General features: G+C 73.7%; 21 protein-coding genes. 8 read left to right on the plus strand and 13 right to left on the minus strand.

The genetic code is table 11. The annotated features are described in order from the left end of the window. The first annotated feature begins 29 nt into the window (after positions 1 to 29). Positions 30 to 956 carry an aminoglycoside phosphotransferase family protein gene (locus ABZW30_RS29285; RefSeq protein ID WP_355674202.1) on the plus strand — a complete coding sequence of 309 codons (927 nt, stop codon included), beginning with the start codon at positions 30 to 32 and terminating at the stop codon, positions 954 to 956. A 21-nt stretch (positions 957 to 977) separates the two neighbouring features. Here ABZW30_RS29285 and ABZW30_RS29290 read toward each other — a convergent pair whose 3' ends face one another. The 5 genes from ABZW30_RS29290 to ABZW30_RS29310 form a co-directional block, all read right to left on the minus strand. Continuing rightward, complete coding sequence (locus ABZW30_RS29290; protein ID WP_355674203.1) at positions 978 to 1,841, minus strand: biotin-dependent carboxyltransferase family protein; 864 nt, start codon at positions 1,839 to 1,841, stop codon at positions 978 to 980. 12 nt (positions 1,842 to 1,853) lie between these two features. Further along, the gene (pxpB, locus tag ABZW30_RS29295) at positions 1,854 to 2,480 is read right to left on the minus strand and encodes a 5-oxoprolinase subunit PxpB (protein ID WP_355674204.1); all 627 of its coding nucleotides are present in this window, start codon (positions 2,478 to 2,480) and stop codon (positions 1,854 to 1,856) included. Next, on the minus strand, positions 2,477 to 3,253 hold the full coding sequence (locus ABZW30_RS29300; RefSeq protein WP_355674205.1) for a 5-oxoprolinase subunit PxpA: 777 nt from the start codon (positions 3,251 to 3,253) through the stop codon (positions 2,477 to 2,479). Before ABZW30_RS29300 ends, pxpB begins: the two co-directional genes overlap by 4 nt. A 142-nt stretch (positions 3,254 to 3,395) precedes the next feature. After that, complete coding sequence (locus ABZW30_RS29305) at positions 3,396 to 3,920, minus strand: hypothetical protein (protein WP_355674206.1); 525 nt, start codon at positions 3,918 to 3,920, stop codon at positions 3,396 to 3,398. Positions 3,921 to 4,169: 249 nt separating this feature from the next. Next, the gene (locus ABZW30_RS29310; protein WP_355674207.1) at positions 4,170 to 5,210 is read right to left on the minus strand and encodes an IPT/TIG domain-containing protein; all 1,041 of its coding nucleotides are present in this window, start codon (positions 5,208 to 5,210) and stop codon (positions 4,170 to 4,172) included. Positions 5,211 to 5,404: 194 nt separating this feature from the next. Here ABZW30_RS29310 and ABZW30_RS29315 point away from each other — a divergent pair, with 194 nt between their 5' ends. The 4 genes from ABZW30_RS29315 (at position 5,405) to ABZW30_RS29330 (ending at position 13,356) form a co-directional block, all read left to right on the plus strand. Then, positions 5,405 to 6,949, plus strand: coding sequence for a hypothetical protein (locus ABZW30_RS29315; RefSeq protein ID WP_355674235.1), 1,545 nt, complete (start codon positions 5,405 to 5,407; stop codon positions 6,947 to 6,949). Positions 6,950 to 7,079: 130 nt separating this feature from the next. Next, positions 7,080 to 7,955: a hypothetical protein gene (locus ABZW30_RS29320; RefSeq protein WP_355674208.1), complete on the plus strand. Its 876-nt coding sequence runs from the start codon at positions 7,080 to 7,082 to the stop codon at positions 7,953 to 7,955. 51 nt (positions 7,956 to 8,006) lie between these two features. Further along, positions 8,007 to 12,572: a hypothetical protein gene (locus ABZW30_RS29325; protein ID WP_355674209.1), complete on the plus strand. Its 4,566-nt coding sequence runs from the start codon at positions 8,007 to 8,009 to the stop codon at positions 12,570 to 12,572. A 19-nt stretch (positions 12,573 to 12,591) separates the two neighbouring features. Then, complete coding sequence (locus tag ABZW30_RS29330) at positions 12,592 to 13,356, plus strand: metallophosphoesterase (RefSeq protein ID WP_355674210.1); 765 nt, start codon at positions 12,592 to 12,594, stop codon at positions 13,354 to 13,356. On the opposite strand, the gene ABZW30_RS29335 is transcribed toward ABZW30_RS29330, so the two are convergent. From ABZW30_RS29335 to ABZW30_RS29345, 3 genes are all read right to left on the minus strand, one after another. Then, entirely contained in the window at positions 13,353 to 14,267 is a 915-nt protein-coding gene (locus ABZW30_RS29335) for a hypothetical protein (protein WP_355674211.1), read from the minus strand. The genes ABZW30_RS29330 and ABZW30_RS29335 overlap by 4 nt on opposite strands. 57 nt (positions 14,268 to 14,324) lie before the next feature. Next, a complete protein-coding gene (locus tag ABZW30_RS29340; protein ID WP_355674212.1) occupies positions 14,325 to 14,723 on the minus strand; it encodes a hypothetical protein in 399 nt (132 codons plus the stop codon). 178 nt (positions 14,724 to 14,901) lie between these two features. After that, entirely contained in the window at positions 14,902 to 15,597 is a 696-nt protein-coding gene (locus tag ABZW30_RS29345) for an FCD domain-containing protein (RefSeq protein ID WP_355674213.1), read from the minus strand. Positions 15,598 to 15,900: 303 nt separating this feature from the next. Between ABZW30_RS29345 and ABZW30_RS29350 the strand changes: the two genes are divergently transcribed. Both ABZW30_RS29350 and ABZW30_RS29355 read left to right on the plus strand, forming a co-directional pair. Further along, positions 15,901 to 16,455, plus strand: a complete 555-nt coding sequence (locus tag ABZW30_RS29350) for a gluconokinase (protein WP_355674214.1) — start codon at positions 15,901 to 15,903, stop codon at positions 16,453 to 16,455. 73 nt (positions 16,456 to 16,528) lie between these two features. Then, positions 16,529 to 17,923, plus strand: a complete 1,395-nt coding sequence (locus ABZW30_RS29355) for a gluconate:H+ symporter (protein ID WP_355674215.1) — start codon at positions 16,529 to 16,531, stop codon at positions 17,921 to 17,923. Positions 17,924 to 17,989: 66 nt separating this feature from the next. Here ABZW30_RS29355 and ABZW30_RS29360 read toward each other — a convergent pair whose 3' ends face one another. Continuing rightward, a complete protein-coding gene (locus ABZW30_RS29360; RefSeq protein WP_355674216.1) occupies positions 17,990 to 18,613 on the minus strand; it encodes a TetR/AcrR family transcriptional regulator in 624 nt (207 codons plus the stop codon). 76 nt (positions 18,614 to 18,689) lie between these two features. Between ABZW30_RS29360 and ABZW30_RS29365 the strand changes: the two genes are divergently transcribed. Continuing rightward, entirely contained in the window at positions 18,690 to 19,919 is a 1,230-nt protein-coding gene (locus ABZW30_RS29365) for an amidohydrolase family protein (RefSeq protein WP_355674217.1), read from the plus strand. Positions 19,920 to 20,101: 182 nt separating this feature from the next. On the opposite strand, the gene ABZW30_RS29370 is transcribed toward ABZW30_RS29365, so the two are convergent. From ABZW30_RS29370 to ABZW30_RS29385, 4 genes are all read right to left on the minus strand, one after another. After that, the gene (locus ABZW30_RS29370) at positions 20,102 to 21,697 is read right to left on the minus strand and encodes a glycerol-3-phosphate dehydrogenase/oxidase (protein ID WP_355674218.1); all 1,596 of its coding nucleotides are present in this window, start codon (positions 21,695 to 21,697) and stop codon (positions 20,102 to 20,104) included. 174 nt (positions 21,698 to 21,871) lie between these two features. Next, the gene (gene glpK / locus ABZW30_RS29375) at positions 21,872 to 23,392 is read right to left on the minus strand and encodes a glycerol kinase GlpK (RefSeq protein ID WP_355674219.1); all 1,521 of its coding nucleotides are present in this window, start codon (positions 23,390 to 23,392) and stop codon (positions 21,872 to 21,874) included. Positions 23,393 to 23,502: 110 nt separating this feature from the next. Next, positions 23,503 to 24,213, minus strand: a complete 711-nt coding sequence (locus ABZW30_RS29380) for an MIP/aquaporin family protein (RefSeq protein ID WP_355674220.1) — start codon at positions 24,211 to 24,213, stop codon at positions 23,503 to 23,505. A 302-nt stretch (positions 24,214 to 24,515) separates the two neighbouring features. Beyond that, positions 24,516 to 25,280: an IclR family transcriptional regulator gene (locus tag ABZW30_RS29385; protein ID WP_355674221.1), complete on the minus strand. Its 765-nt coding sequence runs from the start codon at positions 25,278 to 25,280 to the stop codon at positions 24,516 to 24,518. Positions 25,281 to 25,617: the final 337 nt, after the last annotated feature.

Here is a 25,617-nt window from a genome sequence, read left to right on the forward strand (position 1 = left end):
AACGGGACCGCCCGAGAGGAGCCCGTCCGATGCCGGTTGCCGTGCCGCCCGCGTTGGCCGAGTCGCTGGAGGAGCTCCTGGGTGAGGAGGGCCGCGTCTGGGCGGCCCGACTCCCGGCCCTGGCGGACGAGTTGCTGGAGCGGTGGGAGCTGCGCCCGGACGGGCCGACGGCCCACGGTGTGGTCGGGCTGGTGCTGCCCGTGCGGCGCGCCGACGGAACGCCCGCGGTGCTCAAGCTCCAGCCGGTGGACGAGGAGACGGCGGGCGAGCCCGACGCCGTGCGGGCCTGGGGCGGACGCGGCGCCGTCCGGCTGCTCGACTGTGAACCGGCCTTCGGCTCGATGCTGTTGGAACGCCTGGACCCGTCGCGCTCGCTGCTCGACCTGCCCGACCACCTGGCGGCGCTGGGGGTGATCGCCGAACTGCTCAGGAAGTTGACGAGTCATCAGGCTCCGGCTTGGCTAAGGAGGTTGACGGACCTCTCGGATGGCCTGCTGATGCGGGCCCCGGCGACGGCCGCCGCCCTCGCCGACCCCGACGAGCGGCGGCTGGTCGCCGACTGCGCGGCCGCCCTGCGCGAGGTCCGCGCCGAGCCGGGCGACCGGCTGCTGCACTGGGACCTGCACTACGGCAACGTCCTCGCCCCGCTGCCGGGCAGTGGCCGCGGCCCCTGGCTGGCCATCGACCCCAAGCCGCTCGCCGGGCACCCCGGCTTCGAGCTGCTGCCCGCCCTGCGCAACCGCTGGGACGACCTGCGGGCCGGGGGCAACCCGGGTCGGGCGCTGCGGTTGCGCTTCGACCTCCTGGTGGACGTACTGGAGTTGGACCGGGAGGTGGCGGCGGCCTGGACGCTGGCCAGGGTGCCGCAGAACGCTGCCTGGGCGGCGGAGGAGGGTGAGACGGCGCTCGACCCGGCCCAACGCGCCATCGCCGAACTGCTGTTGGATCGTTCCTGACCCCCTCCGACGCTCCCGGCCTCAGCGCCCCCGCAGCAGTGTGAAGCGCACCGGCGTCCCCGGCCGGGCCTGAGCGGCGGCCGCGAGGTCGGCGGCCGGTACGACGCCGACCACCGGGTAGCCGCCGGTGGTCGGATGGTCGGCCAGGAAGACCACCGGCTGCCCGTCCGGGGGGATCTGTACCGCGCCCGACACCATTCCCTCGCTGGGCAGTTCACCCTCCCGTGTGCGGGCGACCGCAGGGCCCTCGGTGCGCAGCCCGATCCGGTTGCTCGCGGGGGAGACCCGGTACCGGTCCCGGGCCAGCCGGGCCTGTGCCGAGGGTGCGAACCAGTCCGCGCGCGGGCCGAGCCGCAACCGCAGCACGAGTTCGGCCGGGGGAGCGGGCAGCGGCGCCAGGTCGGCCCGGTCCCGGTACGGCGGGGGAGCGCCGACCGGCAGCCGGTCGCCCTCGGCCAGCGGGGCGGGGCCCAGGCCGGAGAGCAGGTCGGCGGAGCGGCTGCCGAGTACCGGTGGGACGGCGATCCCGCCCGCCACCGCCAGATAGCCGCGCACCCCGGCGGTCGCCGCGCCCACCTCGACCACCGCCCCGGCCGGGACCGTGACCGGCGCACCCCAGGCGGCCGCCCGTCCGTCCACCGTCACCGGGGACGGCGCGCCCGTGACCGCGACCAGCACCGGCCGGACGGCGCGCAGTGCGACCCCGCCGAGGGTGGTCTCCAACCCGGCGGCCCCCGGTTCGTTGCCGACCAGCCGGTTCGCCGCCCGCAGCGCCGGCTCGTCCAGCGCCCCGGCCCGGGGCACCCCGAGGTGGGCGACGCCGCGTCGCCCGAGGTCCTGAATGGTGGTCAGCGGCCCGGGCCGCACCACCTGCAGTTCGCCCAACTCAGCCCGCCCCTAAGCCCGTTCCGCCGTGAACCGTACCCGCACCCCCGGCGCCAGCAGCGCCGCCGGCTCGCGCTCCGGGTCCCAGAGTGCCAGCGCGGTGCGCCCGATCAGCTGCCAGCCGCCGGGGGACGGGCTCGGGTAGACGCCGGTGTACGGGCCGGCCAGGGCGACCGAGCCGGCCGGGACGGAGCTGCGCGGGGTGTCCCGGCGCGGCACCTCGTACCGCGCCGGCAGCCCGGTGAGGTAGCCGAAGCCGGGGGCGAAGCCGCAGAAGGCGACCACGTACTCCGGCTCGGTGTGGATTTGCACGGCCGCCTCCTCGGAGACCCCCCACAGCGCCGCGACCTCGGCCAGGTCGGCGCCGTCGTACACGGTCGGGACCTCCACCAGGGGACCGCTCGCCGCGGCGGCCGCCCGTGGCCGGGCGGTGCGCAGCAGCGCCGCCACGGCCGGGACGTCCGCGACGCCGTCCAGCAGCACCGTGCGCGCGGCGGGCACGAGTTCCTCGACCTCGCCCAGTTCCCCGGCCGCCTGCCGCTCGCGCAGCCAGCCGTACAAGGCGGCGACCTCGGCCGCCCCCGGGAGCTCGACCAGCAGCGCCCGTTCGCCGACCCGTCGGACCGCGCCGACCGTCATGTGAACGCCTCGACCCGGACCCCGGCGGAGGCGAGGGCACCGCGGATCCGCCAGGCGAGCTGCGCGGCGCCGGGGGTGTCGCCGTGGACGCACAGCGAGCGGGCCTCGACGCCGATCCGCTCGCCGCCGACGGCCTCCACCGTGCCGTCCCGGGCGATGCCGACGGCGCGGGTGATCACCGACTCGGGGTCGTGCACCACCGCGTCGGGCTCGCGGCGCGGGACGAGGGTGCCGGCCCAGGTGTAGGCGCGGTCGGCGAAGGCCTCGGTGACCACCGGCAGCCCGACGCCCTCGGCGACCGCGAGCAGCCGGGAGCCGGGCAGCCCGAGGACGGGCAGCGGCCCGTCGCAGACCGCGCCGGCCCGCAGCACCCCGGCCACCACGGCCTCGGCCTGCTCGGAGTCGGCGACCACCCGGTTGTACAGGGCGCCGTGCGGCTTGACGTAGGAGACCCGGGAGCCGGCGGCGCGGGCGAAGACCTGGAGGGCGCCGATCTGGTAGGCGATCTCGTCGGAGAGCTCCTCTGGAGGGACGTCCATCGCGCGGCGGCCGAAGCCGGCCAGGTCGCGGTAGGAGACCTGGGCGCCGATCCGGACACCGCGCTCGGCGGCCAGCGCGCAGACCCGGCGCATGGTCGACGGGTCCCCGGCGTGGAAGCCGCAGGCGACGTTGGCGCTGGTCACCACGGACAGCAGTGCCTCGTCGTCGGTCAGGCTCCAACGCCCGAACCCCTCGCCGAGGTCCGCATTGAGATCGATCACCGCATCGGCCACGCCCGTCCGCCTCCCAGCAGCTGTTGAGCCAGATGGTAGGGCCTGCGGATGAAGCCCGGTGTCCGTGACCCGGGCCCCCTCAGGGCCCACCAGCGTGCGGCCCCCGCCCGCGCGCCCTGGGGCGGCGCCCGGGGTCGCCGACTCAGTTCGCAGCCAGGCGTTCCTCGAAGGAACGTTCCAGCGGACGCAGCGCCCGCAACACGATCAGCAGTGGAATGACGCCGAAGATCCCGAACGACATATCGATAAACCGCCACACCACCGGAATGCCCCGCAGCGGTCCGCAGATCAGCGCCAGCGGGATCACGGCGCCGCAGGCGAGTACCGCCCAGCGGATCACCCAGATGTTGCGGACCGGGTCCTTGAGCGGGCCCCGGAAGGCGGCGGCGATCACCAGGTGGGCGAAGGCCAGCCAGTCGGTGCCGTAGGCCAGGAAGGGGTAGCGCTCGTTGGTCTCGGCGATGCCCTGGTGGACCCGTTCGAACCAGGCGAGGACGGCCGGGAAGTGGTCGGTCGGCGGAGCGGCCGGGCCGGAGGCGAAGTCGACCAGCAGGCGGGTCTCGGTCTCCAGCGGGAACGCGGTCAGGCCGCTCAGCACCAGGCAGACCAGGAACAGTCGGAGCCACCGCCGGACCCGCCGCAGGATGACCGCAGGGTCGCCGTCCATCTCGCACACCTCCGAGGCGGGCACGCCGCGCGGAAGCCGCGCCGGACGTGCCGAAAGGGCAGGCGGGCCTTGTCCCGTCTGCGCGGAACCGACTCTAGACCCTCGATTTGAACGTGTTCAACATGCCCTCGGGGTGGCTCCGAACACGCCCCGGGCCGCTCCGCCCCCCGGGCCGCTCGGCCCCCGCCCGGCCCGGACGCGCGGATGCCCGGGCGCCGAAGCGGCACCCGGGCATCCGTGGAGCAGTGGCTAGGCCGTGTACGTGTACGTCACCGGCGCGCTGGTGCCGCCCGCCGTGGTGACCGTGACGTCCACCGGCCCGGGCTGGGCGGCCGCCGGAGCGGTGGCCGAGCAGAAGGACGGCCCGCAGGAGACGTGCGCGGCCGGCACCCCGCCGAAGGCGATCGAGCCGTACGTCAGGTTGTTGCCCTGGACGTACACCTGGGTCCCGCCGGCCACCGGCCCGCTGGTGGTGGTCAGGTTGCCGACCGCCGGCGCGGGCGGCGCCGGGGGCGGGTCGCCGGTGTAGTCGAAGGTGACCGGCGCCGCGGCCGTGCCGCCGGGGGTCACCACGCTGACGGGGGCGTTGCCCGCGCCGCCGGGCGTGGTCACCGTGCAGGCGGTGTCGGTGCAGGTGCCCGGCGCCGGGACGCCGCCGACCAGCACCATGCCGTTGGACAGGTTGTCGCCGCTGACGGTCATCGAGGTGCCGCCCGCGCCCGGGCCGGTGGTGGTGTCGAGGCCGGAGACGGCCGGGGCGGCCTGGACGGTCGCCGGCAGGTAGCTCTGGCTGCCGAGGTCGTAGCGGGAGACGTGCCCGGTCGGGTCGGTGTCGTTCGGGTTGGCGGCCGTCACCGTGATCACGCCGGCGATCGGCACCCCGGGCGTGGTGTGGAGATTGAGCTTCATGAACTCGCTCTTCCCGACCACCCGGGTGCCGGTGAGCACGGCCTCCAGGTGGCGGCCGTCGGGCGAGAGGGTCTCGGTGAACGTGTAGTCGTACGGCGTGGAGTAGAACATCGCGCCGTCGGTGGTGACGCCCGGCGGCAGGTCGACGGTGAAGTGCGTCGGGCCGGTCAGGTCCGAGGTGCCGGACGAGACCCAGCTTGCCGACATGTTGCCGGACCTGAAGAATCCGCCGGGGTAGTTCCCGCTCTGCGAGACGGTCACGTGCTGGGCGGAGGTCGACTGTGTGTCGGTCGGCGCGGCCGCGGCGACGGAGGCCCCGGTGGCGAGGGTGGTCGCGGACAGCGCGGCGGCGAAGCCTGCTTTGGCCAGTCGGGTGATCATGGGTCGATCATCACCGAACCGCTCTGCCGCCCTCACCGTTTTCTCGAATGCCGGTTCGGGAATGGCGGAATCCCGTCGAAATCCCGTTCTGGATCCGGCCGGTACACCGCCGCTCACCTGCTCTCCGGCCCGCCCGCAAGGTCCGTTTCGGTCGATGCCGGTGCGAACCTCTAATCTTGTCCACCGTGACCGCCATCGCTGACCCGCCCACCGAGCACGGCCTCCGGCCGCCCGCCGGGCCCGCTGCCCCCGCGCGGCCCGCGCCCGGCCCCGCCGACGAAGGTCTGGCCCGTCGGCTCAAGGCGCTGGCCTGCACCGCCCCGCTGCACGACCTGGACAGCCGCAAGGTCAACCTGGCCGGCGAGTACGGCGGCTACGCGATGGCCGAGGTCGGCCTCGCCGCGATCGACCTGGTCACCCTGCACATGGACTTCGACACCGGGGCCGACCGCGACACAGTGCTCGCCCGGCTGCTGCCCCGGGTCGCCGCCCAGGCCCCGACCCGCCACGCCCACGAGCACGAGCGGGTCGCCCGCTGGGTGCTGGAGTCGCTGATCAACGTCGGCAGCGTGGACCGCGGCTTCCGCGCCGTCTACGGCACCTTCGGCGCGGACGGTGAGTACGTCCGGCGCGACTACGACTTCAAGCTGATCGAGGAGGTCCCCGGCCCCGACGGCGGCGTCTACCTGCGCACCACCGACGAGGCGGTCAACGTCCTGGTCGGCGCGCTCGACACCGACGTCACCTCGGCCCAGATCGCCGCCGAGGTCAAGCTGGAGGTGCTGATCCGCCGCGGCCGGCTGGCCGACGCCCAGCTCGCCGCCGAACAGGCCCGGTACCGCACCGTCCAGTACGCCGAGACGCTGCGCCGCGCCCTCGACGCCACCCGCCGTAATGTCCGCGCGGTCGACTGGATGCGTGCCATCCCCGACCTCATCGACGAGGCGCTGGACCACATCGCCGACCGCTACCGGCACGAGAACGCGATTCTCACCAACATCCGCAAGGCCCGCGACGAGGCCGAGCCCCACACTCCCGAAGGAGCGGAGCACAAGCGCCGCGCCGCCGAGCTGCTCGACATCGTCAAGGACTGCATCCGTCGCCACACGAAGCTGCAGACCCGCCTGCTGGAGGCCGGCCCGCTGTTCCGCGCCGAGCAGGACCGGCAGGCCTTCGCCACCCCCGGCGCCCGCAGCGGCATCGACCTGTACGGGCAGCTGCTCGCCCCCGTGCTGCGGCTGCCGATAGAGCAGGCCGTCCGTCCCACCGGCGCCTTCTTCGCCCGCGGCGCCGGACTGCGCACGCCCGTGTCGGTCCGGGTCGCCGACCTGGTCGACCTGCTGCTCACCCCGCCGGTCGAGCGCGAGCACCTCGGCGCCGAACTGCCCGACCCGGACCTGGTCGCCACCCCGGACGACAGCCGCTTCTCCGAGGCCCAGCTGGAATCCGCCCTGGAACTGCTCGACCTGGCCCCGGACGCCCCCCGCCGGCTCTCCGGCCTGCTCGCCGACGCCCGCAAGCAGGACCCGGAACTCCCGTACCTGGTCGCCCTGCTGGCCGTGCACGCGGCCAGCCCGCCGGTCGGCACCGCCTACCGCCAGGGCGAGGAACGGCTGCTGTTCGCCGTGGACGACGGCACCCCGCTGCGCGACCCGGAGTTCGGCGGCGCCGACCTGATCGTCGGCAGCGCCCTGCTCGACGCGGTAGGCATGGCGGCCGACCGCAAGGACGCCGGCTGACCGGCCGAGCACCGACCAGCCAGGCACCGAGCTTCGAAGAGCCGACCTTCCAGGCGCCGACCATCCAGGCACCGACCTTGACGCAACACCAGAACACTCGCAACAGCGACAGCCCCGAGGAGCACCGCCCGTGACGACCCACCACGACACGTCCTGGGCGGCCGAGACCGAACCCGCGGCCCCCGCGCCGATCACCCCGGCCGACGTCGCCGACGCCGCCCGGCTGGTCTCCTTCGGCCTCCAGGCCAAGCTGCTCCCCACCCGCGACGCCGAGTACGCCGAACTCGTCCGCCGCCACCGCGAGGACCCGCCGTTCGCCCGCCTCGCCGACGCCATCGCCACCGGCATGGGCCTGGTCGTCCTGGAGGTCTCGCCGCGGGCCGGCATGGCCGTCGCCGCCGCCGAGGACTCACTGTTCGCCGTCCGGATGGGCGACTACTCGCGCCGCGCCGCCTCCGAGACCACCGACCGCTTCCTGCACGGCCTGGCCCACCTCGCCGTCGCCGCCATGGCCTTCCCCCGCCCCGAGGACCTCGCCGACGACGGCTACCTCGGCCGGATCACCGTCAACGGCGTCGACTCCTTCGTCCGCCAGGCCTGCCGCCGACTGGAGGAGCAGGCCGACGCCGAGGGCGCCAACACCGACCCGGCCTCCGACGCCCCCGGCCTGGAGGCCGCCTGGCGGGTCTGGGCCCGGCGTACCGCTACCGGCGCCACCAAGGACGCCCGCCGGCTCTCCGGCTCCACCATCGGCATCGTCGCCAAGGCCGTCATGTTCCTGGTCGACTCCGGCTTCCTGCAGAAGGTCTCCGACGACTCCGGCGGCACCTACCGCACCACCGCCCGCTACCAGCTCCAGGTCCGCGACCTGGCCGGCAGCGCCGCGATGGCCGAACTGCTCGACCTCGGCATCGTCCCGGTCTCCGACGGCACCGCCAGCCTGCTGCCCCCGGACACCACCGACGAGCTGGTCGCCGACGCCGGCCTGCCGTTCCACTCGCTCTGACCGCCGAGCCCTGACGCCCCTTCTCACCACGCTCACGGAGAACCGCCGCACATGTACGAGCTCAACCGGGTCCGCCTCTACTCGATCGGACCGGCCGGCGCCCGCTACGCCGACACGGTGCTCGACCTGCGCGGCGTCGGCGAGCCCGTCGCCGACCCGGCCCCGCAGCAGATCGGCCTGTTCGGCGAGGACACCGACGGCCCGGTCCGCCGCCCCGCCCCGGCCGGCGTGCTCTTCCTGGAGAACGGCGGCGGCAAGTCCGTCCTGCTCAAGCTGATCTTCTCGGTGATGCTCCCCGGCCACCGCAACACCCTCGGCGGCGCCAGCTCCGGCGTGCTGCGCAAGTTCCTGCTCGCCGACGACTGCGGGCACGTCGCCCTGGAGTGGCAGCACACCGTCACCGGCGAGCTGATCGTGGTCGGCAAGGTCAGCGAGTGGCGCGGCCGCCAGGTCTCCTCCGACCCGCGCAAGTTCGCCGAGACCTGGTACTCCTTCCGCCCCGGCCCCGGCCTCACCCTCGACGCGCTGCCGGTCGCCGAACGCGTCAGCCTGGCCGGCGACCAGAAGGCCCGTGGCCGCCGCCGCACCATGAAGGGCTTCCGCGACGCCCTCACCGAGGCGGGCAAGGCCCACCCCCACCTCGACCTGGTCTTCGAGGACGGCCACGACCGCTGGACCGAGCACCTCGGCGAACTCGGCCTCGACCCCGAACTCTTCCGCTACCAGCGCGAGATGAACGCCGACGAGGGCGAGGCGGCCGGCCTCTTCGCGGTCAAGCACGACAGCGACTTCACCGACCTGCTGCTGCGCGCCGTCACCGACACCCGGGACACCGACGGCCTCGCCGACCTCGTGCACGGCTTCGCCGCCAAGCTCGGCCGCCGCGCCGAACTCACCGCCGAACGCGACTTCACCGCCGGCTCGCTCGACCTGCTGGAACGCATCGTCGAGGCCACCACCGCCCGCGAGACCGTCCGCGAGACCCACCGCACCGCCGAGCGCCGCACCCGCCGCCTGGCCCACGCCCTCACCTCCCGCGCCGCCGCCGAACGCGACCGCGCCCAGGACCTCGCCATCGAGGTCGCCGCCGCCGCGGGCGCCGTCACCTCCGCCGAGGCCGACCGCACCCGGCACAGCCTGATCGCCGACGAACTCACCCACCGGCACGCCACGTTGAGCCTCGCCGCGGCCACCGCCGAGGCCGCCGCGCTGCGCCGCGAACTCATCGACGCCCGCACCCTGCACTCCGCCTGGCAGGCCGCCGAGGCCGTGCTGCGCCACCGCGCCGCCGCCGACCGGGTCGCCCGGGTCGGCGCCGCCATCCGCGAGGCCGAGCTGGACGCCGCCCCCGCGCTCGCCGCCCGCGCCCGCGCCGCCACCGCGCTCGCCCGCGCCCTGGAAACCGCGGCCGCGGCCGCCGAGTCCCGCGCCGACACCGAGGAGCAGCGCGCGAGCGAGCTCCAGGAGGACGGCGCCAAGGCGCAGTCCGACGCCACCGAGGCCGCCACCGCCGCCCAGAAGGCCCGCAGCGAGGCAGAGCACCTGCGCCAGCGCCTCGTCGAGGTCGAGCAGGAGACCGCCGCCGCCGTCGAGGCCGGCTTCATCGACGCCGGCGGTGACGTGGACCCGGCCCGCGCCGCGCTGCACGCCGCCGACGTCGAGAAGGCCGCCGCCGCGTCCCTCGCCCAGGCCCGCACCGCCGCCGAAGCCTCCGCCGCCCGGCTGCGCGAGGCCGCCGCCGCCACCTCCCGCGCCGAACTCGCCGCCGAGCGGGCCGGTGACGCCCGCAAGGGCGCCGCCCAGGCCCTGGCCGCCGAGCAGCGCACCGCCGCCCTGCTCGCCACCGAGCAGCGGCTCGCCGACCTGCTCTCCCTGACGCCCTACCAAGAGGACGCCGAGGAGGACGCCGGCTTCCTCACCCCCGCCGTGCTCGACCGCAACGCCGAGTACCTGCGCGAACTCCTCGACGAGGCCATCGCCACCGCCGAGCGCACCCTGTTCGACCTGCGCACCGCTGCCGCCGACGACTCCCGCATCCTCGCCGCGCTCGGCGACGGCGGCCTGCTGCCGCCCGGGCCCGACGTGCTGGCCACCGTCGAGTACCTCGCCGAGCACGGCATCCCGGCCCTGCCCGGTTGGCGCTACCTCGCCCAGTCCGTCGACCCGGCCGACCACGAGGCGATCCTCGCCGCCCGCCCCGAACTGGTCGACGGCGTGGTCGTCACCGACCCGTCCTCGCTGGAGCGCGCCCGCGAGGCCCTGCAGGCCGCCGCCCTGCTGCCGCGCTCCACCGTGGCCGTCGGCGCCGCCGCCTCGCTGATCGCCCCGATCACCGACCAGCCGACGTTCTTCCTGGTGCCGCCGAACCCGGCCATGCACGACGAGTCCGCCGCCGACGGCGAGCGCCGCGAACTGCGCGCCCGCGCGAGCGCCCGCGAGGAGCACATCCGCGAACTCGCCGGCCGCCTCGGCGCCGACCGCGCCCTCGCCGCCCGCCTCGCCTCCTGGCACGCCAGCTGCCCTCCCGGCACCCTCGCCGAACTCGCCGCCGCCGCCGAGGCCGCCCGCGAGCACGCCGAGCAGGCCGCCGCCGCCCTGGCCACCCTGCGCGCCGAGCACGACGAGGCCGAGACCGACCACGCCACCGCCGCCTCCGCCCACGAGGAGCACCGCGAGGCCGCCCAGCGCGCCCGCCGCCGCGCCGACGCCCTCTCCGGCCTCGCCTTCCGCCTGCGCGAACGCGCCAACTGGGCCCGCCGCCAGCGCGAGTTGGCCGAGGACGCCGCCGAGTGCGACCGCCGCCAGGCCCTCCGCGCCGAACGCGCCCGCACCTGCGACGAGGACCGCCGTGCCGCCCAGCGCGCCGCCGACGACGCCCGCCGCACCGGACGCGCGCTGCGTGCCGAACGCGCCGAGATCCCCGCCGCCGAGCAGGCCGACGAGCCCGCCGAGCAGACCGCCCCCGTCGCGCTGCCCGCCCTGCGCGAGGCCTACCGGGCCGCCTCCCAGCTGTACGAGAAGGTCGGCGTCGGCGCCGACCTGCGCGCCGAACAGGCCCGCGCCGAGGGCGACGAGGCCACCGCCGCGGCCGAACTCGACCGCCTCACCAACAAGGTCCGCAGCCGCGCCGAGGAGCTCCTCGGCAGCCCCGACGGCGCCGACGGCCCGGCCCGCCAGGCCGCCGCCGCCCGCGCCGAGGAGCTGGTCGCCACCATCGAGGCCCGCTCCGCCGCCGCCAGCGAGCAGCTCGGCCGCCTGCGCGGCGAGGCCGAGCGCTCCGCCCCCGCCGACGGCGAGGCGCACACCGAGCTGCCCGAGGACCTCGTCCCCACCGACCCCGAACACGCCCAGACCCTGCTGCGCACCGCCACCAGCCGGTTCGCCGAGTGCCGCGAGGCCGTGGACGCCGCCCGCACCGCCCACGCCGACCTGCAGCGCACCTTCGACATCGCCCAGTCCGCCGCCGCCGACTTCGACGAACTGGCCGGCCAGCTACGCGACGGCCTGCGCGACCACCAGGACGACGCGGACGACCCGGCCGAGCCGTACCTCGGCTCCCTCGCCGAGGCCCGTACCACCTCCACCGAGGCCCGTCGCAGCCTGCGTACCGCGGCCGGCGAGCTGTCCTCCGCCGAACTCGCCGTCCGCGACGCCGCCGACGCGCTGGTCCGGCACGCCAACGCGGCCCGCTACGAGGCCGTCCGCACCCCCGCCCGCCAGCAGATCCGCGAACTGCCCGCCTCCGCGCTGCCCGAGCACGCCGCCGCCTGGGCCGCCGCCTTCGCGCCCCGGCTGCGGGTGCTCACCGACGAGCTCGCCCAGCTGGAGAAGAACCGCGGCTCGATCGTGGACCGGCTGCGCGGTCTGGTCGAGTCCTCGCTCACCACCCTGCGCGCCGCCCAGCGGCTGTCCAGGCTCCCCGAGGGCCTGGGCGAGTGGTCCGGCCAGGAGTTCCTGCGGATCCGCTTCGAGGACCCGGACCACGCCATCCTGGTCGAGCGCCTCGGCGAGGTCATCGACGAGGCCACCCGCGCCGCCGTCAAGAAGAACAGCGACCTGCGCCGCGACGGCATGTCCCTGTTGCTGCGCGGTGTCGCCGCCGCGATCGGCCCCAAGGGCGTCAGCGTCGAGATCCTCAAGCCCGACGCGGTGCTGCGCGCCGAGCGGGTCGGCGTCGGCCAGATGTCCGACGTCTTCTCCGGCGGCCAGCTGCTCACCGCTGCCATCGCGCTCTACTGCACGATGGCAGCGCTGCGCGCCAACGACCGTGGCCAGTCCCAGCTGCGGCACGCCGGCACGCTGTTCCTGGACAACCCGATCGGTCGCGCCAACGCCACCTACCTGCTGGAACTCCAGCGCGCCGTGGCCGACGCGCTCGGCGTCCAGCTCATCTACACCACCGGCCTGTTCGACACCACCGCGCTCGCCGAGTTCCCGCTGGTGATCCGCCTGCGCAACGACGCCGACCTGCGGGCCGGGTTGAAGTACATCTCGGTGGAGGAGCACCTGCGCCCGGGCCTGCCGGCCCAGCAGGACCCGGACGGCCCGACGATCCACGGTGAGATCACCGCCACCCGGATGTTCAAGCGCCCTGCGGAGGTTCCCGCGCAGGCGTGAAGTCGTTAGCGTGATCGGCATGCTGACGATCGCGCACCTCAGCGACATCCACCTCGGCCAGGAGCACCGCCGGGACCGCGGCAAGCGGGCCCGGCGGCGGGCCGAGCAGGTGATGGCGTACCTCAACACCCTGCCCGGCCCGCTGGACGCGGTGCTGGTCACCGGCGACCTCGCCGACCACGGCCTGCCGACCGAGTACGAGCAGGTGGCCAAGGTGCTGACCTCCCGGCACCCGGTGCTCACCTGCCCCGGCAACCACGACAGCAGGGCGCCCTACCGCGAGGTGCTGCTCGGCGAGGCGCCGGGGGAGGGGCCGGTGAACCGGCTGCACCGACTCCCCGGCGCCGACGTGCTGATGCTCGACTCGTCCATCCCCGGCCAGCACGACGGCCTGCTGGATGACGGCACGCTGGACTGGCTGGACGCCCAACTCGGCTCAGGACGAACCGAGGTGCCCGCCCTGGTGGCCTTCCACCACCCGCCGGTCGAACTGCACATACCGATGGTCGACGGGATCCGCCAGTTCGGCGAGGTGCGCCTCGCGCGGGTGCTGCGCCGTCACCCCCGGGTGAGTGCCCTGCTCTGCGGCCACTCCCACACCCCCGCCGCGACCACCTTCGCCGGACTGCCGGTGCTGGTCGCGCCCGGTGTGGTCTCCACCATCACGCTGACCTGCGAGGGCGGGCGCGGCATCTCCTTCGGCCACCCGCCGATGCTCGCCTTCCACGTCCTGGACGGGGACGGCCGGATCACCACCCACTATCGGGCCGTCCCGGTCGGTTAGCCGTCCGTCAACCGGTGCAGGATCGCCATGAGTTCGGTGGGCGGCACGATGGAGAAGGAACGCCGGGCCTCGTCGATCTGCGTCAGGTTGGTGACCGTGCCCTGGTGCCACCAGTAGAGCCGGGGCGAGAGCGGGCCCGGGTTCTCCGAGTGGACGCGCAGCGCGATCGAGGCCAAGTCGTTGACGGCGCCCGCGACTTCGGACTCGGTCAGCGGGTGGAAGAACAGGTAGTCCCGGCTGGGCACGGTGAACAGGGCGCCCTCCTCGGGGAGTTCGCGCCCGGTCACCGCGCGGGCAAGCTCGTCCAGCACCAGCGCCTTGCTGGCGACGAACATCGAGTCGCCGGTCACCGCGTACAGGGTCGAGCCCTCGGTCGGGCCCTCCAGGGCGTCGAACTCCACCGGATCGGCGATCAGGTTGGCCCGCCCGGCGGCCCGCAGCCGCTCCGGACCGACCTCGGCGACGAACCGGTCGTCCAGCGTCCGCACGGTCTCCGGCAGGTCCAGGCAGAGCGCCTCCAGCAGGCCGGTGGCGACCGGGCGGAGGTAGCTGAAGGAGGGCGCCATCTCGGCCGGGATCGCGTCGTCGGCGATCAACCGGAGGTAGGCGCACCGGAGGACGTCGTCCTGGCCGTCCGGCGTCGACTCCGCAGCGCCGGCCAGGGCGCGGAAATGGCGCTCCACGAGCTCGGGCCACTCGCCCGGCTCGGCGCGGCGGCAGAACTCGGCGAGGTTGTACAGGTTGCTGGTGCCCTCGGCTCGGTGGACGGACCGACCGGAGACGGTCGCCTGTACGCCGATGCCCGCGTGGTACTGGCGCACCAGCTCGCGCAGGTGGTCGGCCTGGTCGGTCGTCAGGGCCGTGAGATCGGGGTCGTACTGGGGTGCCGTCTTGGAACGGAAGAACTTCATGCGCCCGACTCCAGGGGAGCGCCCTGACGCCGGATCGGGAGTCGTACGGGTGTACGGCTAGGTGGTCGGCACCCGGCGCTGGTACGGCTGCTGGGGCTGGTACGGCTGCTGGGGCGGGTACTGCTGCGGCGCCGCGCCGCCGGGGCGGGGGAGCGGACGGGGGGCCAGCGGCTCGGGGGCCACCCGGCTGCCCGCCATCGGGTACGCGGAGTTCGGCCCGCGCATCCGCTGGGCGGCGACCTGGCGGGAGATCAGGATCTCCAGCAGGCACCACATCGTGCCGAACACCCCGAGCCCCATCGCCATCAGCGCGGGCGTCATCAGCCAACTGCCCGCGTACGAGGCCAGGGTCGCGACCACCACGCCCACCAGGGTGAAGGCCAGGCAGAGCACCGCCCGGACTGCGGCGGCGCGCACCTCGTCGGGCAGGCGGCGACGGCGGCGTGGCACGGACATCGGGCGACCCCCAGGCGCGAATTCGGTGGCGGACACGGAACGGGCGCTCGCGTTACGCGCCCCCTCGCCTCACTCTGCCCCGCCGAACCCGTACTATGCGTCCGAATCCACCGAATTGCTGCCAAATCATGTCATTCGGGCAGGCGGCAGCGCCCCGTCGGCGCGCACCGGGTGTCGCTCAGCCCAACTGCCGGTTGAGCTCCTCCAGAGCGCCCGTCACGATCGTGCGCATCGCCGCCTCGGCATGGCCGGCGTCCCCCGCGCAGATCGCTTCGGCGACCTCGCGGTGCAGCCGGATCGCGTACGGCTCCGGCTGATGGGGCATCAGATGGTACTCGGTCCGGCCGGTGAGCACCGCCCCCACGGTGTCCCCGAGGTGGGCGAACATCTCGTTGCCGGAGGCGCGCAGCACCAGGGCGTGGAAGGCGATGTCGTGCCCGAGGAAGGTGGTCAGGTCGGCTGCCCGTGCGGTGACCGTCAACTCCACAGCCAGTGAGCTGAGTTCGCGCCGGTCGTCGTCGGTCGCGTGGACGGCGGCGAGCGCGGCCGCGGCGGGCTCGACGGCGACCCGCAGTGAACCGAGCGAGCGCAGCTGGGCCGAGCGGTCCGAGCCGGCCAGCCGCCAGCGGATCACCATCGGGTCGAAGACGTCCCAGAGCGACTTGGGCTGCACGGTGATCCCGACCCGTCGCCGGGAGGCGACCAGGCGCATCCCTTCCAGGACCCGCACCGCCTCCCGGACCACCGTCCGGGACACCCCGAACCGCTCCTCGAGCTCCTCCCCGCGCAGTACCGCGCCCTCGGGAATCTCCCCCGACGCGATCGCCGGCCCGAGCTCGTCGAGCACTCGACCGGGCAGCCCCTGGATCTCCATCCGCCCAGCGTAGACGCCCGCCGCCGCGAGCCCCACGCCGCCCTCCGGCCCGGACCCCGCGTCACTCTCCGGCCACCCCGCCGATCCGCCGTGTGACCCGCCGCACCGGCCTGCGCGCGCCGGCCCCGGACCGCCGCCCTGGCGGGCCCGCGCCCTGCCCCGCCGCCCCGAGCGCCGTAGGCGCCCCGCCCTGCGGTCACCCCTTCCCCGGGGAACTAAAAGTATGACGATTTGGTTTCTGCCCCTTGAATACGTCATATCTTTGAGGCGATAGTGGCGGCCTGCAACGAAGGAGCACCACCCATGGCTCTCAGCGTCGAGAACCACGACCACCCGGTCGCACCCCTCACCGTCGTGGTGATGGGCGTCTCCGGCGTCGGCAAGACGACCCTGGCCCGCCTCCTGGCCGACCGCCTCGATCTCCCCTACGCCGAGGCGGACGACTTCCACCCGCCGGCCAACATCGCCAAGATGTCCGCCGGCATCCCGCTGGACGACCAGGACCGCGAGCCCTGGCTGCGCGCCATCGGCGCCTGGCTCAAGGAGCGCACCGGGGACGGCAGCGGCGGCGTGGTCACCTGCTCGGCGCTGAAGCGCGGCTACCGCGACATCCTGCGCGCGGACGCCCCGGGTGCCTTCTTCCTGCACCTCAGCGGCGGTCACGAGTTGGTCGAGGACCGGCTCTCCCACCGCACCGGCCACTTCATGCCGGCGTCGCTGCTCTGCTCCCAGTACGCCGCCCTGGAACCCCTGGGCGCGGACGAGCGCGGCGCCGTCCTGGACGTGGGCCCGTCCCCCGAAGAACTCGTCGAGAAGGCCGTGGTGCTGCTGCGGCCCGTCAATGGAGACCTCACGTGAGCGAGCGAAGCGAGCGAGCCGTCAGAAGACGCGTACGGGAGAATGCCCGTGCCGAGCGAAGCGAGGCGGGCGCATGAGTATCGCCCCCACCCTCCTGGCGGCCGCCCCACCGGCCCTGCCGCACACCGGCAGCGACACCCAGCTGCTGATCGCGGTGCTGGTCAGCATCGGCGCGATCGTGCTGGCGATCACCAAGCTGAAGCTGCACCCCTTCCTCGCCCTCACGATCGGCTCCGGCCTGCTGGCCGCCATCGCGGGCGCCCCCTTCGACAAGCTGCTGAGCAGCTTCTCCACGGGCTTCGGCTCCACCGTGGCCAGCGTCGGTCTGCTGATCGGCCTGGGCGCGATGCTCGGCAAGCTGCTCGCGGACTCCGGCGGCGCCAACATCATCGCGGACACCGTGCTCTCCCGGACCGGCAACAAGGCGCTGCCCTGGGCGATGGCCCTGATCGCCGCCGTGCTCGGCCTGCCGCTGTTCTTCGAGGTCGGCGTCGTCCTGCTGATCCCGATCGTGCTGCTGGTCGCCCGCCGCGGCAACGTGCCACTGATACGGGTCGGCATCCCGGCCCTGGCCGGCCTGTCGGTGCTGCACGGCCTGGTTCCCCCGCATCCGGGGCCGCTGGTCGCCATCGACGCGCTGAAGGCCGACCTCGGCATCACCCTGGCACTCGGCCTGCTGATCGCGATCCCGACCCTGATCATCGCCGGTCCGCTGTTCGCCCGGGTCGCCGAGCGCTGGGTGGGCCCGCTGGAGATCCCGACCGCCATCGCCTCCGAGGAGACGGTCAAGCGCGAGCGGACCCCGTCCTTCGGCGCGGTGATGGCGACCATCCTGCTGCCGGTCGTGCTGATGCTCGGCAAGGCCCTGGCCGATGTGGTGATCGACGATCCGAAGGCGATGGGCCAGCGGGTGTTCGACTTCATCGGCTCCCCGCTGATCGCGCTGCTCGCCGCGACCCTGCTCGGCATGCTGACCCTCGGCAGGGCGGCCGGTTTCGACAAGGCCCGGATCTCCGACACCGTCGGCAGGTCGCTCGGGCCGATCGCCGGCATCGTGTTCATCGTCGGTGCTGGCGGCGGCTTCAAGCAGACCCTGATCGACGTGGGGGTCGGTGACATGGTCAGCCACTGGTCGAGCAAGTGGCACATCTCCGCGCTGCTGCTGGGCTGGCTGATCGCGGTGCTGATCCGCCTGGCCACCGGCTCGGCGACGGTCGCCACCATCACCGCGGCCGGCATCGTCTCCCCGCTCGCCGCCAACATGTCCTCGACCCACTCGGCCCTGCTGGTGCTCGCGGTCGGCGCCGGTTCGCTGTTCTTGTCGCACGTCAACGACGCCGGCTTCTGGCTGGTGAAGGAGTACTTCGGGATGAGCGTCGGGCAGACGCTGAAGTCCTGGTCGGTGATGGAGACGGTGATCTCGGTCGTCGCCATCGCCCTGATCACGCCGCTGAGCCTGATCATCTAGCCCGTCAGGCGCGCACACGAAGGGGCGGCACCCGTACCGTACGGGTGCCGCCCCTTCGGCGTTCCGTCAGTGCCCCAGCAGCCCCGACAGCACCGCCGCCGTCGCCGCCATCAGCTCCTCGGCCACCGCGCCGCCGGCCGCCGTGCGGGCCAGCAGCCCCTCGCGCGCCGCCAGGATCACCGCCGCCGCCTGCCCGGCACTCGCCCCCGGGGGCACCAGCTCCGGCAGCGCCCGCTCCAGGACGTCCGCCGCCGCCCGCACCACTGTCCGGTCGTGCGCGGCGACCTGCTCGGCCAGCGTCTCGGACCGGGCCGCGACCAACCGGAACTCCAGGAACAGCAGGATCCACCCCGTCTCCGCGGGCTCGACCCGCAGCAGCGCCTCGACCAGCAGCCGGGCCCGTTCGTTCGGCGCCAGCGCCTCGCAGGCGGCGGCCAGTTGCTCCAGCTCGGCCATCCGCTTGGCGGCCTGGTCGTCGAAGAGCGCCAGCAGCAGATCCTCCTTGCTGCCGAAGTTCGAGTAGAAGGCCCCGCGGGTGTAGCCGGCGGCGGCGCAGACGTCCTCGATGCTCGTCCGTGCGAACCCGACGGTGAGGAACAGCTCGCTCGCCGCTGCGAGCAGCCGGGCGCGGGTGTGGACGCGGCGGCGGGGCGGTCGGGGAGCGGCGGCTTCGGCCGGGGGTGGGTTCACAGGAGAACGATACATGGTGTATTCAGTACGAGTCGTATTCAATACGGCCCGTACTGAACCGGAGGGGACGACCGTCGTGAACCGACCGAACCGACTGCTGATCACCAACGCCCACCTGCTCCACCCCGAGGACGGCACCCGCACCGACCGCGGCTGGCTGGAGGCGGCTGACGGCCGGATCACCGCCACCGGCACCGGCCGCCCGCCCGCCGCCGCCGAGGACGTCCGCGTGCTCGACGCGGCCGGCGGCACCGTCCTGCCCGGCCTGATCGACGCCCACGTCCACCTGCTGGTCACCTCGCTCGACCTGCCCGACGTCGCCAACTGGACCCCGGGCTACGCGACCGTCCGCGCCCTCGCCGAGGCCGAGCGGATGCTGCGCCGCGGCTTCACCACTGTCCGCGACGTCGGTGGTGCCGACCACGGCATGACCCGCGCCCTCGCCGAGGGCCTGGCGCTCGGCCCCCGCCTGCTGCACGGTGGCAAGGCGCTCTCCCAGACCGGCGGCCACGGCGACCTGCGCCCGCTCGGCACCGACTCGATGCCCTGCTGCGAGGCCCGCCCCGACTTCGGCCGGATCGCCGACGGCGTGGACGCCGTGCGCGCCGCCGCCCGGGACGAGTTCCGCAAGGGCGCCCGGCACCTCAAGGTGCTGCTCTCCGGCGGTGTCGCCTCCCCGCACGACGAGATCGCCGCCGTCCAGTACAGCGAGGAGGAGATCCGGGCGGCCGTCGAGGAGGCGGAGAACCACAACCGCTACGTGACCGTGCACGCCTACCACCCGCGCGCGATCGACCGCGCCCTGCGGGCCGGCGTGCGCTGCGTCGAGCACGGCAACCTGCTGGACGACTCGACGATCGCGCTGCTGCTGGAGAAGGACGCCTTCCTGGTTCCCACTCTGGTCGCCTACGAGCAGACGGCCGAGCTCGGCGCCGCCTCGGGTCTGCCTCCGGCCTCCGTCGGCAAGCTCGCCGAGGTCCGGGACCGGGGCCTGGCTGCCCTGGAACGAGCCCACCGCGCGGGCGTCAACCTGGTCTACGGCAGCGACCTGCTCGGCCCGCTGCACCCGGCCCAACTGGAGGAGTTCACCCTGCGCGCCACCGTCCAGCCGACCGCCGACGTGCTTCGCTCGGCGACCGTCACGGCGGCCCGGCTGCTCGGCATGGCGGGGGAGATCGGCACCCTCGCCCCGGGCGCCCACGCCGACCTGCTGGTCGTCGACGGTGACCCGCTGGCCGACATCACCGTACTCACCCGCCCGGACCGGCACCTCAAGCACGTGGTCAAGGCGGGCCGGCCGATCTGACGCAAAACAGCGGGCGGGCGCCCGGGGAAGTCCCGAACACCCGCCCGCCGTGCGGCAGTCACTTGCCCGCGCGCTGCGCGAGGCTGTGCCTACTTGGTTTCGCGCTGCGCGAGGCTGTGCTTGCTTGGTCCCGCGCTGCGCGAGGCTGTGCTTACTTGGTTCCGCGCTGCGCGAGGCTGTGCCTACTTGGTTCCGCGCTGCGCGAGGAAGGCCTCGACCTCGGCCCGGATCTCCGGCGTGTCCAGCCCGCGCACCGTCATGGTGGTACGGCGACGCAGAACGTCGTCCGCCGTGTACGCCCACTCGCTGTCCGCCGCGTACGCGACCTGTGCCCAGACGTCCGGACCGTCCTCGTGGATCGGCCGGCCGAGCTCCGGGTTCTCGTCGATCAGGCGGGCGATCTCGAAGGAGAGGGTGCCGTAGTGGCTGGCCAGGTGCTTGGCCACCAGCGGCTCCATCCGCGAGCCCGGCTCACGGTCGATCAGCAGACGGTGCGCCACCGCGTTCGGCGCGCCGACGCCCGGCAGCGGCACGGTCGGGGCGATCGGGGACATGTCCTCGCCCAGGCTGGTGCCGGGCACGTGGGCCAGCTTCTCCAACACGGTGCGGCCGATGTGGCGGTAGGTGGTCCACTTGCCGCCGGAGACCGACAGCATGCCGCCGCGGCCCTCGGTGACGACCGTCTCGCGCTTGGCGGCGGCGGTGTCGCCCGGGCCGCCCGGCAGCACGCGCAGGCCGGCGAAGGAGTAGGTGATCAGGTCGCGGTCGAGGTGCTCGTCGCGGATCGCGTGCGCGGCCTCGCCCATGATCTGGTCGATGTCCGCGTCGGTGGCCCGGACGTCCTTCGGGTCGCCGGTGTACTCCTCGTCGGTGGTGCCGAGCAGGACGTGGTCCTCCCACGGAATGGCGAAGGAGACGCGGTACTTGTCGATCGGGATGGTCAGCGCGGCGCGCCACGGGGCACGGCGCTTGACCACGACGTGCGCGCCCTTGGACAGGCGGATCGACGGCGCGGCACCGGCGTCCTCCATCTTGCGCAGGTGATCCACCCACGGGCCGGTGGCGTTGAGCACCAGGCGGGCGTTGACGCCGAACTCGGCGCCGTCCAGGCGGTCGCGCACCTCGGCGCCGGTGACCCGGCCGCCGGTGAAGCGCAGGCCGGTGACCTCGGCGTGGTTGAGCACCACGGCGCCGGCGTCGACCGCGGCGCGCACGGTCATCACCGCGACGCGCGAGTCGTTCATCTGGTGGTCGCCGTAGACGGCCACCGAGCGCAGGCCCTCGGTGCGCAGCGCGGGCACCTGCTGGGCGGCGTGCGCGGCGGTGGAGACCCGGCCCATGCCGTCGCGGAAGGCGGACAGCGCCGAGTACAGGAACACACCGGCGCCGAGCTTGGCGGCGCCGTGCGGGCCGCCCTTGTAGACCGGCACGAAGAAGGTCAGCGGGTTGACCAGGTGCGGGGCCACGTCGGTGGAGAGCGCGCGGCGCTCCTTGTGGTTCTCCGCCACCAGCTTGACCGCGCCGGTCTGCAGGTAGCGCAGGCCGCCGTGGACGAGCTTGGACGAGGCGCTGGAGGTGGCGCCGGCGAAGTCGCCGGAGTCGACCATGGCGACCTTCAGGCCGGCCTGGGACGCGGTCCAGGCGACGGCCGTGCCGAGGATGCCGCCCCCGATCACCAGCAGGTCGTAGGTGGCCTTGCCGAGCAGCTCACGGGTCTCGGCGCGGGAGGCGGTGCGGCCGGCGGTGCGCTCGGCGCCCAGGGTCGGGATGGTTGCCATGGTGGTTGTGTACGGCGCGCTGGTCGGGCTGCGCCGTTACTCCTCTCGTGTACGGTGCGGCCCCTGCGGGAGAGGCCGGTCGGCCCGATGCGGCGGGCCGGTGAAACGCGGTGACACCCGTTGCCGGAACAGCGGGCGGCCGGTCGGGGCGCGGGGCCCCGACCGGCTCGTCGGTCAGTTGTTCTCGTCCTCCTCCACCCAGCCCATGGTGCGCTCCACGGCCTTGAGCCACTTCTTGTACTCACGCTCCCGGGTGGCCTCGTCCATGCGCGGGGTCCACTCGGCGGCGCGGTGCCAGTTGGCCCGCAGGGTGTCGAGGTCGTTCCAGAAGCCGACGGCGAGACCCGCCGCGTAGGCGGCGCCGAGGGCGGTGGTCTCGGCCACGTACGGGCGCTCGACCGGGGCGTCCAGGACGTCGGCGATGTTCTGCATGAGCAGGTTGTTGCTGGTCATGCCGCCGTCGACCTTGAGGGCGGTGAGCTCGACCCCGGAGTCCTTCTGCATGGCGTCGACGACCTCGCGGGTCTGCCAGGCGGTGGCCTCCAGGACGGCCCGGGCCAGGTGGCCCTTGGTGACGTACCGGGTCAGACCGGCGATCACACCGCGGGCGTCGGAGCGCCAGTACGGGGCGAACAGGCCGGAGAAGGCCGGGACGAAGTAGGCACCGCCGTTGTCCTCGACCGTGTTGGCGAGGGTCTCGATCTCGGCGGCGGTGGAGATGATGCCGAGCTGGTCGCGCAGCCACTGGACGAGCGAGCCGGTGACGGCGATCGAGCCCTCCAGTGCGTACACCGGGGCCTGGTCGCCGATCCGGTAGCCGACGGTGGTCAGCAGGCCGTGGTACGAGTTGACGATCTTCTCGCCGGTGTTCAGCAGCAGGAAGGTGCCGGTGCCGTAGGTGGACTTGGCCTCGCCCTCGTCGAAGCAGGTCTGGCCGAACAGCGCGGCCTGCTGGTCGCCGAGCGCGGAGGCGACCGGGACGCCGGCCAGGTCGCCGACGGCCTCGCCGTACACCTCGGCGGAGGAGCGGATCTCCGGCAGGACGGCCAGCGGCACGCCCATCGACTCGGCGATGCTCTCGTCCCAGGCCAGCGTCTTCAGGTTCATCAGCATGGTGCGGCTGGCGTTGGTGACGTCGGTGACGTGCTTGCCGCCGTTGACACCACCGGTGAGGTTCCAGATCACCCAGGTGTCCATGGTGCCGAACAGGATGTCGCCGGCCTCGGCGCGCTCGCGCAGGCCCTCGACGTTGTCCAGCAGCCAGCGGATCTTCGGGCCGGCGAAGTAGCTGGCCAGCGGGAGGCCGGTCTCGCGGCGGAAGCGGTCCTGGCCGACGTTGCGGCCCAGCTCGCGGCAGAGCGCCTCGGTGCGGGTGTCCTGCCACACCAGCGCGTTGTGCACCGGCTCGCCGGTGTGCTTGTCCCACAGGACGGTGGTCTCGCGCTGGTTGGTGATGCCGATGGCGCGGATGTCGTCCTTGGTCAGGCCGGCCTTCTCCAGCGCACCGCGGACGACCGACTGCACCCGGGTCCAGATCTCGGCGGCGTCGTGCTCGACGTAGCCGGGCTGCGGGAAGATCTGCCGGTGCTCCTGCTGGTCGACGGCGACGATCCGGCCGTCGGCGCCGAAGATGATGCAGCGGCTGGAGGTGGTGCCCTGGTCGATCGCGGCGATGTAGTTGCCAGTGGAGGTCATGTGGAGGGTCCTCGGCTCAAGTTCGGGGGATTACGGGGTGGGTGGGCCTGACGCGTGCTCGGTCAGTCCCCGTGTTCGGCGGGTTCGACTCTGCCCTTGGAACGGGGCCTTTAGAAGAGGGCGTTGTAGACGCCGCCGGCCGCCAGGCCGCCAAGGATCGGGCCGACGACCGGAACCCAGGCGTACGACCAGTCGGAGTCGCCCTTGTTCGGGATCGGCAGGATGGCGTGCATGATGCGCGGGCCGAGGTCACGGGCCGGGTTGATCGCGTAGCCGGTCGGGCCACCGAGGGAGAGGCCGATGCCGACGACGGTGAGCGCGACGATCAGGGTGCCCATGCCCTTGAGGTCGTTGGCGCCGAGGGTGAGGATCGCCATGCAGAGCACGAAGGTGCCGATGACCTCGGTGATCACGTTCTGGAACGGGTTCCGGATCTCGGGCCCGGTCGCGAAGATGCCGAGGGTGGGCTCCTTGTTGGCCTGGAACTGGCCGAGGTAGGTGAGCCAGACGAGCGTGGCGCCGATCATCGCGCCGAACATCTGGGAGCCGATGTAGAGCGGCACCTGGCTCCAGTCGCCGCTCTTGACCGCGAGCGCGATGGTGACGGCCGGGTTGAGGTGGGCGCCGGACTTGGGGCCGGTCATGTAGGCGGCGATGAGGACCGCGAAGCCCCAGCCGAAGGTGATCGCCAGCCAGCCGGCGTTGACGGCCTTCGACTTCTTGAGGGTCACAGCGGCGCAGACGCCACCGCCGAGGAGTATCAGGGCGGCGGTGCCGAGGGTTTCGCCGACGAAGACGTCGCCGTTGGAGAACGCGGACACAAAGACTCCCTTGTCCATATGGCCCGGAGGTGCGGGGTGGGGGGTGGGCCGGTCGATCGCTGTGCGGGTGAGCGCATTGTGGGAGTGATCTTCCCGGCCGTCGTTCGACAATGTCGACCGTCATGCGGAAGCTTCCTCCCCGGGTCACCCCCACGTCAAGGCGGGGTTACGCAGCTGTGACCCTTCCCTCGGCCCGTTCTCCGAAGTTACCCAGCGGAGCGTTCAGAACCAGGACAAAACGCCAAGGCGCGGACAGGCCCACCGCCCGTCCGCGCCTCAGCGTGACGATTCGACTGCTGTGCTCAGAACCGCCCGGCGCCCAGATCGCGCGAGATCGCCCGCGCCGCGCTGCGCACCGAGGCCACCAGCGAGGGCCTCACGAAGCCGTCCTCACAGACCCGTTCGACCGGCCCGCTGATGCACACCGCACCCACCGGGTTGCGCCGCCGGTCCTGGATCAGCGCGCCGATCGAGGCCACGCCCTCCCAGGTCTCCTCGATGGAGTCCGCCCAGCCGCGCTCCCGGATCAGCGCGCACTCGGCGTCCAGGTCGCTCGCCCGGGTCAACGTCCGCAGGGTGTACGACTCATAGGGGCCGTCGCCCAACTCCCCACGCGCGACCGGGTCGTAGGCCACCAGCACCTTGCCGAGCGCGGTGCTGTGCAGCGGCTGCATCGAACCGACCTCCAGCACCTGCCGGGTGTCGTCGGGGCGGAACACGTGGTGCACGATCAGCACGCCCTGCTGGTGCAGCACCCCCAGGTACACGGTCTCGCCGGCCGCCCGGGCCAGGTCGTCCGCCCACACCAGCGCCCGCGCCCGCAGCTCGTGCACGTCCAGATAGCTCTGGCCGAGCCGCAGCAACTCGGCGCCCAGCTGGTACTTGCCGCTCTCCGGGTCCTGCTCGACGAACCCCTCCAACTGCAGGGTGCGCAGGATGCCGTGCGCGGTGCCCTTGGCCAGGTCCAGCGCCGTCGCGACCTCGGAGAGCCCCAGGCGGCGCTCGCCGCCGGCCAGCAGGCGCATGATCGCGGCGGCCCGGGAGAGCGACTGGATCGGGCCGGGCATGGATACCTCCGCGCTGACAGGTGGTCGACAATGTCGACCACAGTGGTGACGGGACGAGTCTGCCAGGCCGCCGTCCGTCCGTGCACCTTCCCCCTCGGTAACCCGCACTCGGCCAGGTGTTAACCTCCCGCGCGCTCGGCTCGACTCCTAACCCTCCACGCCACTCATGCGCCCGCCTCGCTCCGCTCGGCAGGGGCATTCGCCCACACGCACCTCTTGATGATTCGCTCGCTGCGCTCGCTCATGCGCCCGCCTCGCTCCGCTCGGCAGGGGCATTCGCCCACACGCACCTCTTGATGATTCGCTCGCTGCGCTCGCTCATGCGCCCGCCTCGCTC

Source organism: Kitasatospora sp. NPDC004669, from assembly GCF_040609455.1.
Classification (GTDB): domain Bacteria; phylum Actinomycetota; class Actinomycetes; order Streptomycetales; family Streptomycetaceae; genus Kitasatospora.

Coding starts and splice junctions, on each gene's coding strand:
- ABZW30_RS29310 (WP_355674207.1), bottom strand. CDS start 5,210: ATGATCACCCGACTGGCCAAAGCAGGCTTCGCCGCCGCGCTGTCCGCG.
- ABZW30_RS29330 (WP_355674210.1), top strand. CDS start 12,592: ATGCTGACGATCGCGCACCTCAGCGACATCCACCTCGGCCAGGAGCAC.
- pxpB (WP_355674204.1), bottom strand. CDS start 2,480: ATGACGGTCGGCGCGGTCCGACGGGTCGGCGAACGGGCGCTGCTGGTC.
- ABZW30_RS29370 (WP_355674218.1), bottom strand. CDS start 21,697: ATGGCAACCATCCCGACCCTGGGCGCCGAGCGCACCGCCGGCCGCACC.
- ABZW30_RS29325 (WP_355674209.1), top strand. CDS start 8,007: ATGTACGAGCTCAACCGGGTCCGCCTCTACTCGATCGGACCGGCCGGC.
- ABZW30_RS29285 (WP_355674202.1), top strand. CDS start 30: ATGCCGGTTGCCGTGCCGCCCGCGTTGGCCGAGTCGCTGGAGGAGCTC.
- ABZW30_RS29385 (WP_355674221.1), bottom strand. CDS start 25,280: ATGCCCGGCCCGATCCAGTCGCTCTCCCGGGCCGCCGCGATCATGCGC.
- ABZW30_RS29335 (WP_355674211.1), bottom strand. CDS start 14,267: ATGAAGTTCTTCCGTTCCAAGACGGCACCCCAGTACGACCCCGATCTC.
- ABZW30_RS29355 (WP_355674215.1), top strand. CDS start 16,529: ATGAGTATCGCCCCCACCCTCCTGGCGGCCGCCCCACCGGCCCTGCCG.
- ABZW30_RS29340 (WP_355674212.1), bottom strand. CDS start 14,723: ATGTCCGTGCCACGCCGCCGTCGCCGCCTGCCCGACGAGGTGCGCGCC.
- glpK (WP_355674219.1), bottom strand. CDS start 23,392: ATGACCTCCACTGGCAACTACATCGCCGCGATCGACCAGGGCACCACC.
- ABZW30_RS29350 (WP_355674214.1), top strand. CDS start 15,901: ATGGCTCTCAGCGTCGAGAACCACGACCACCCGGTCGCACCCCTCACC.
- ABZW30_RS29345 (WP_355674213.1), bottom strand. CDS start 15,597: ATGGAGATCCAGGGGCTGCCCGGTCGAGTGCTCGACGAGCTCGGGCCG.
- ABZW30_RS29305 (WP_355674206.1), bottom strand. CDS start 3,920: ATGGACGGCGACCCTGCGGTCATCCTGCGGCGGGTCCGGCGGTGGCTC.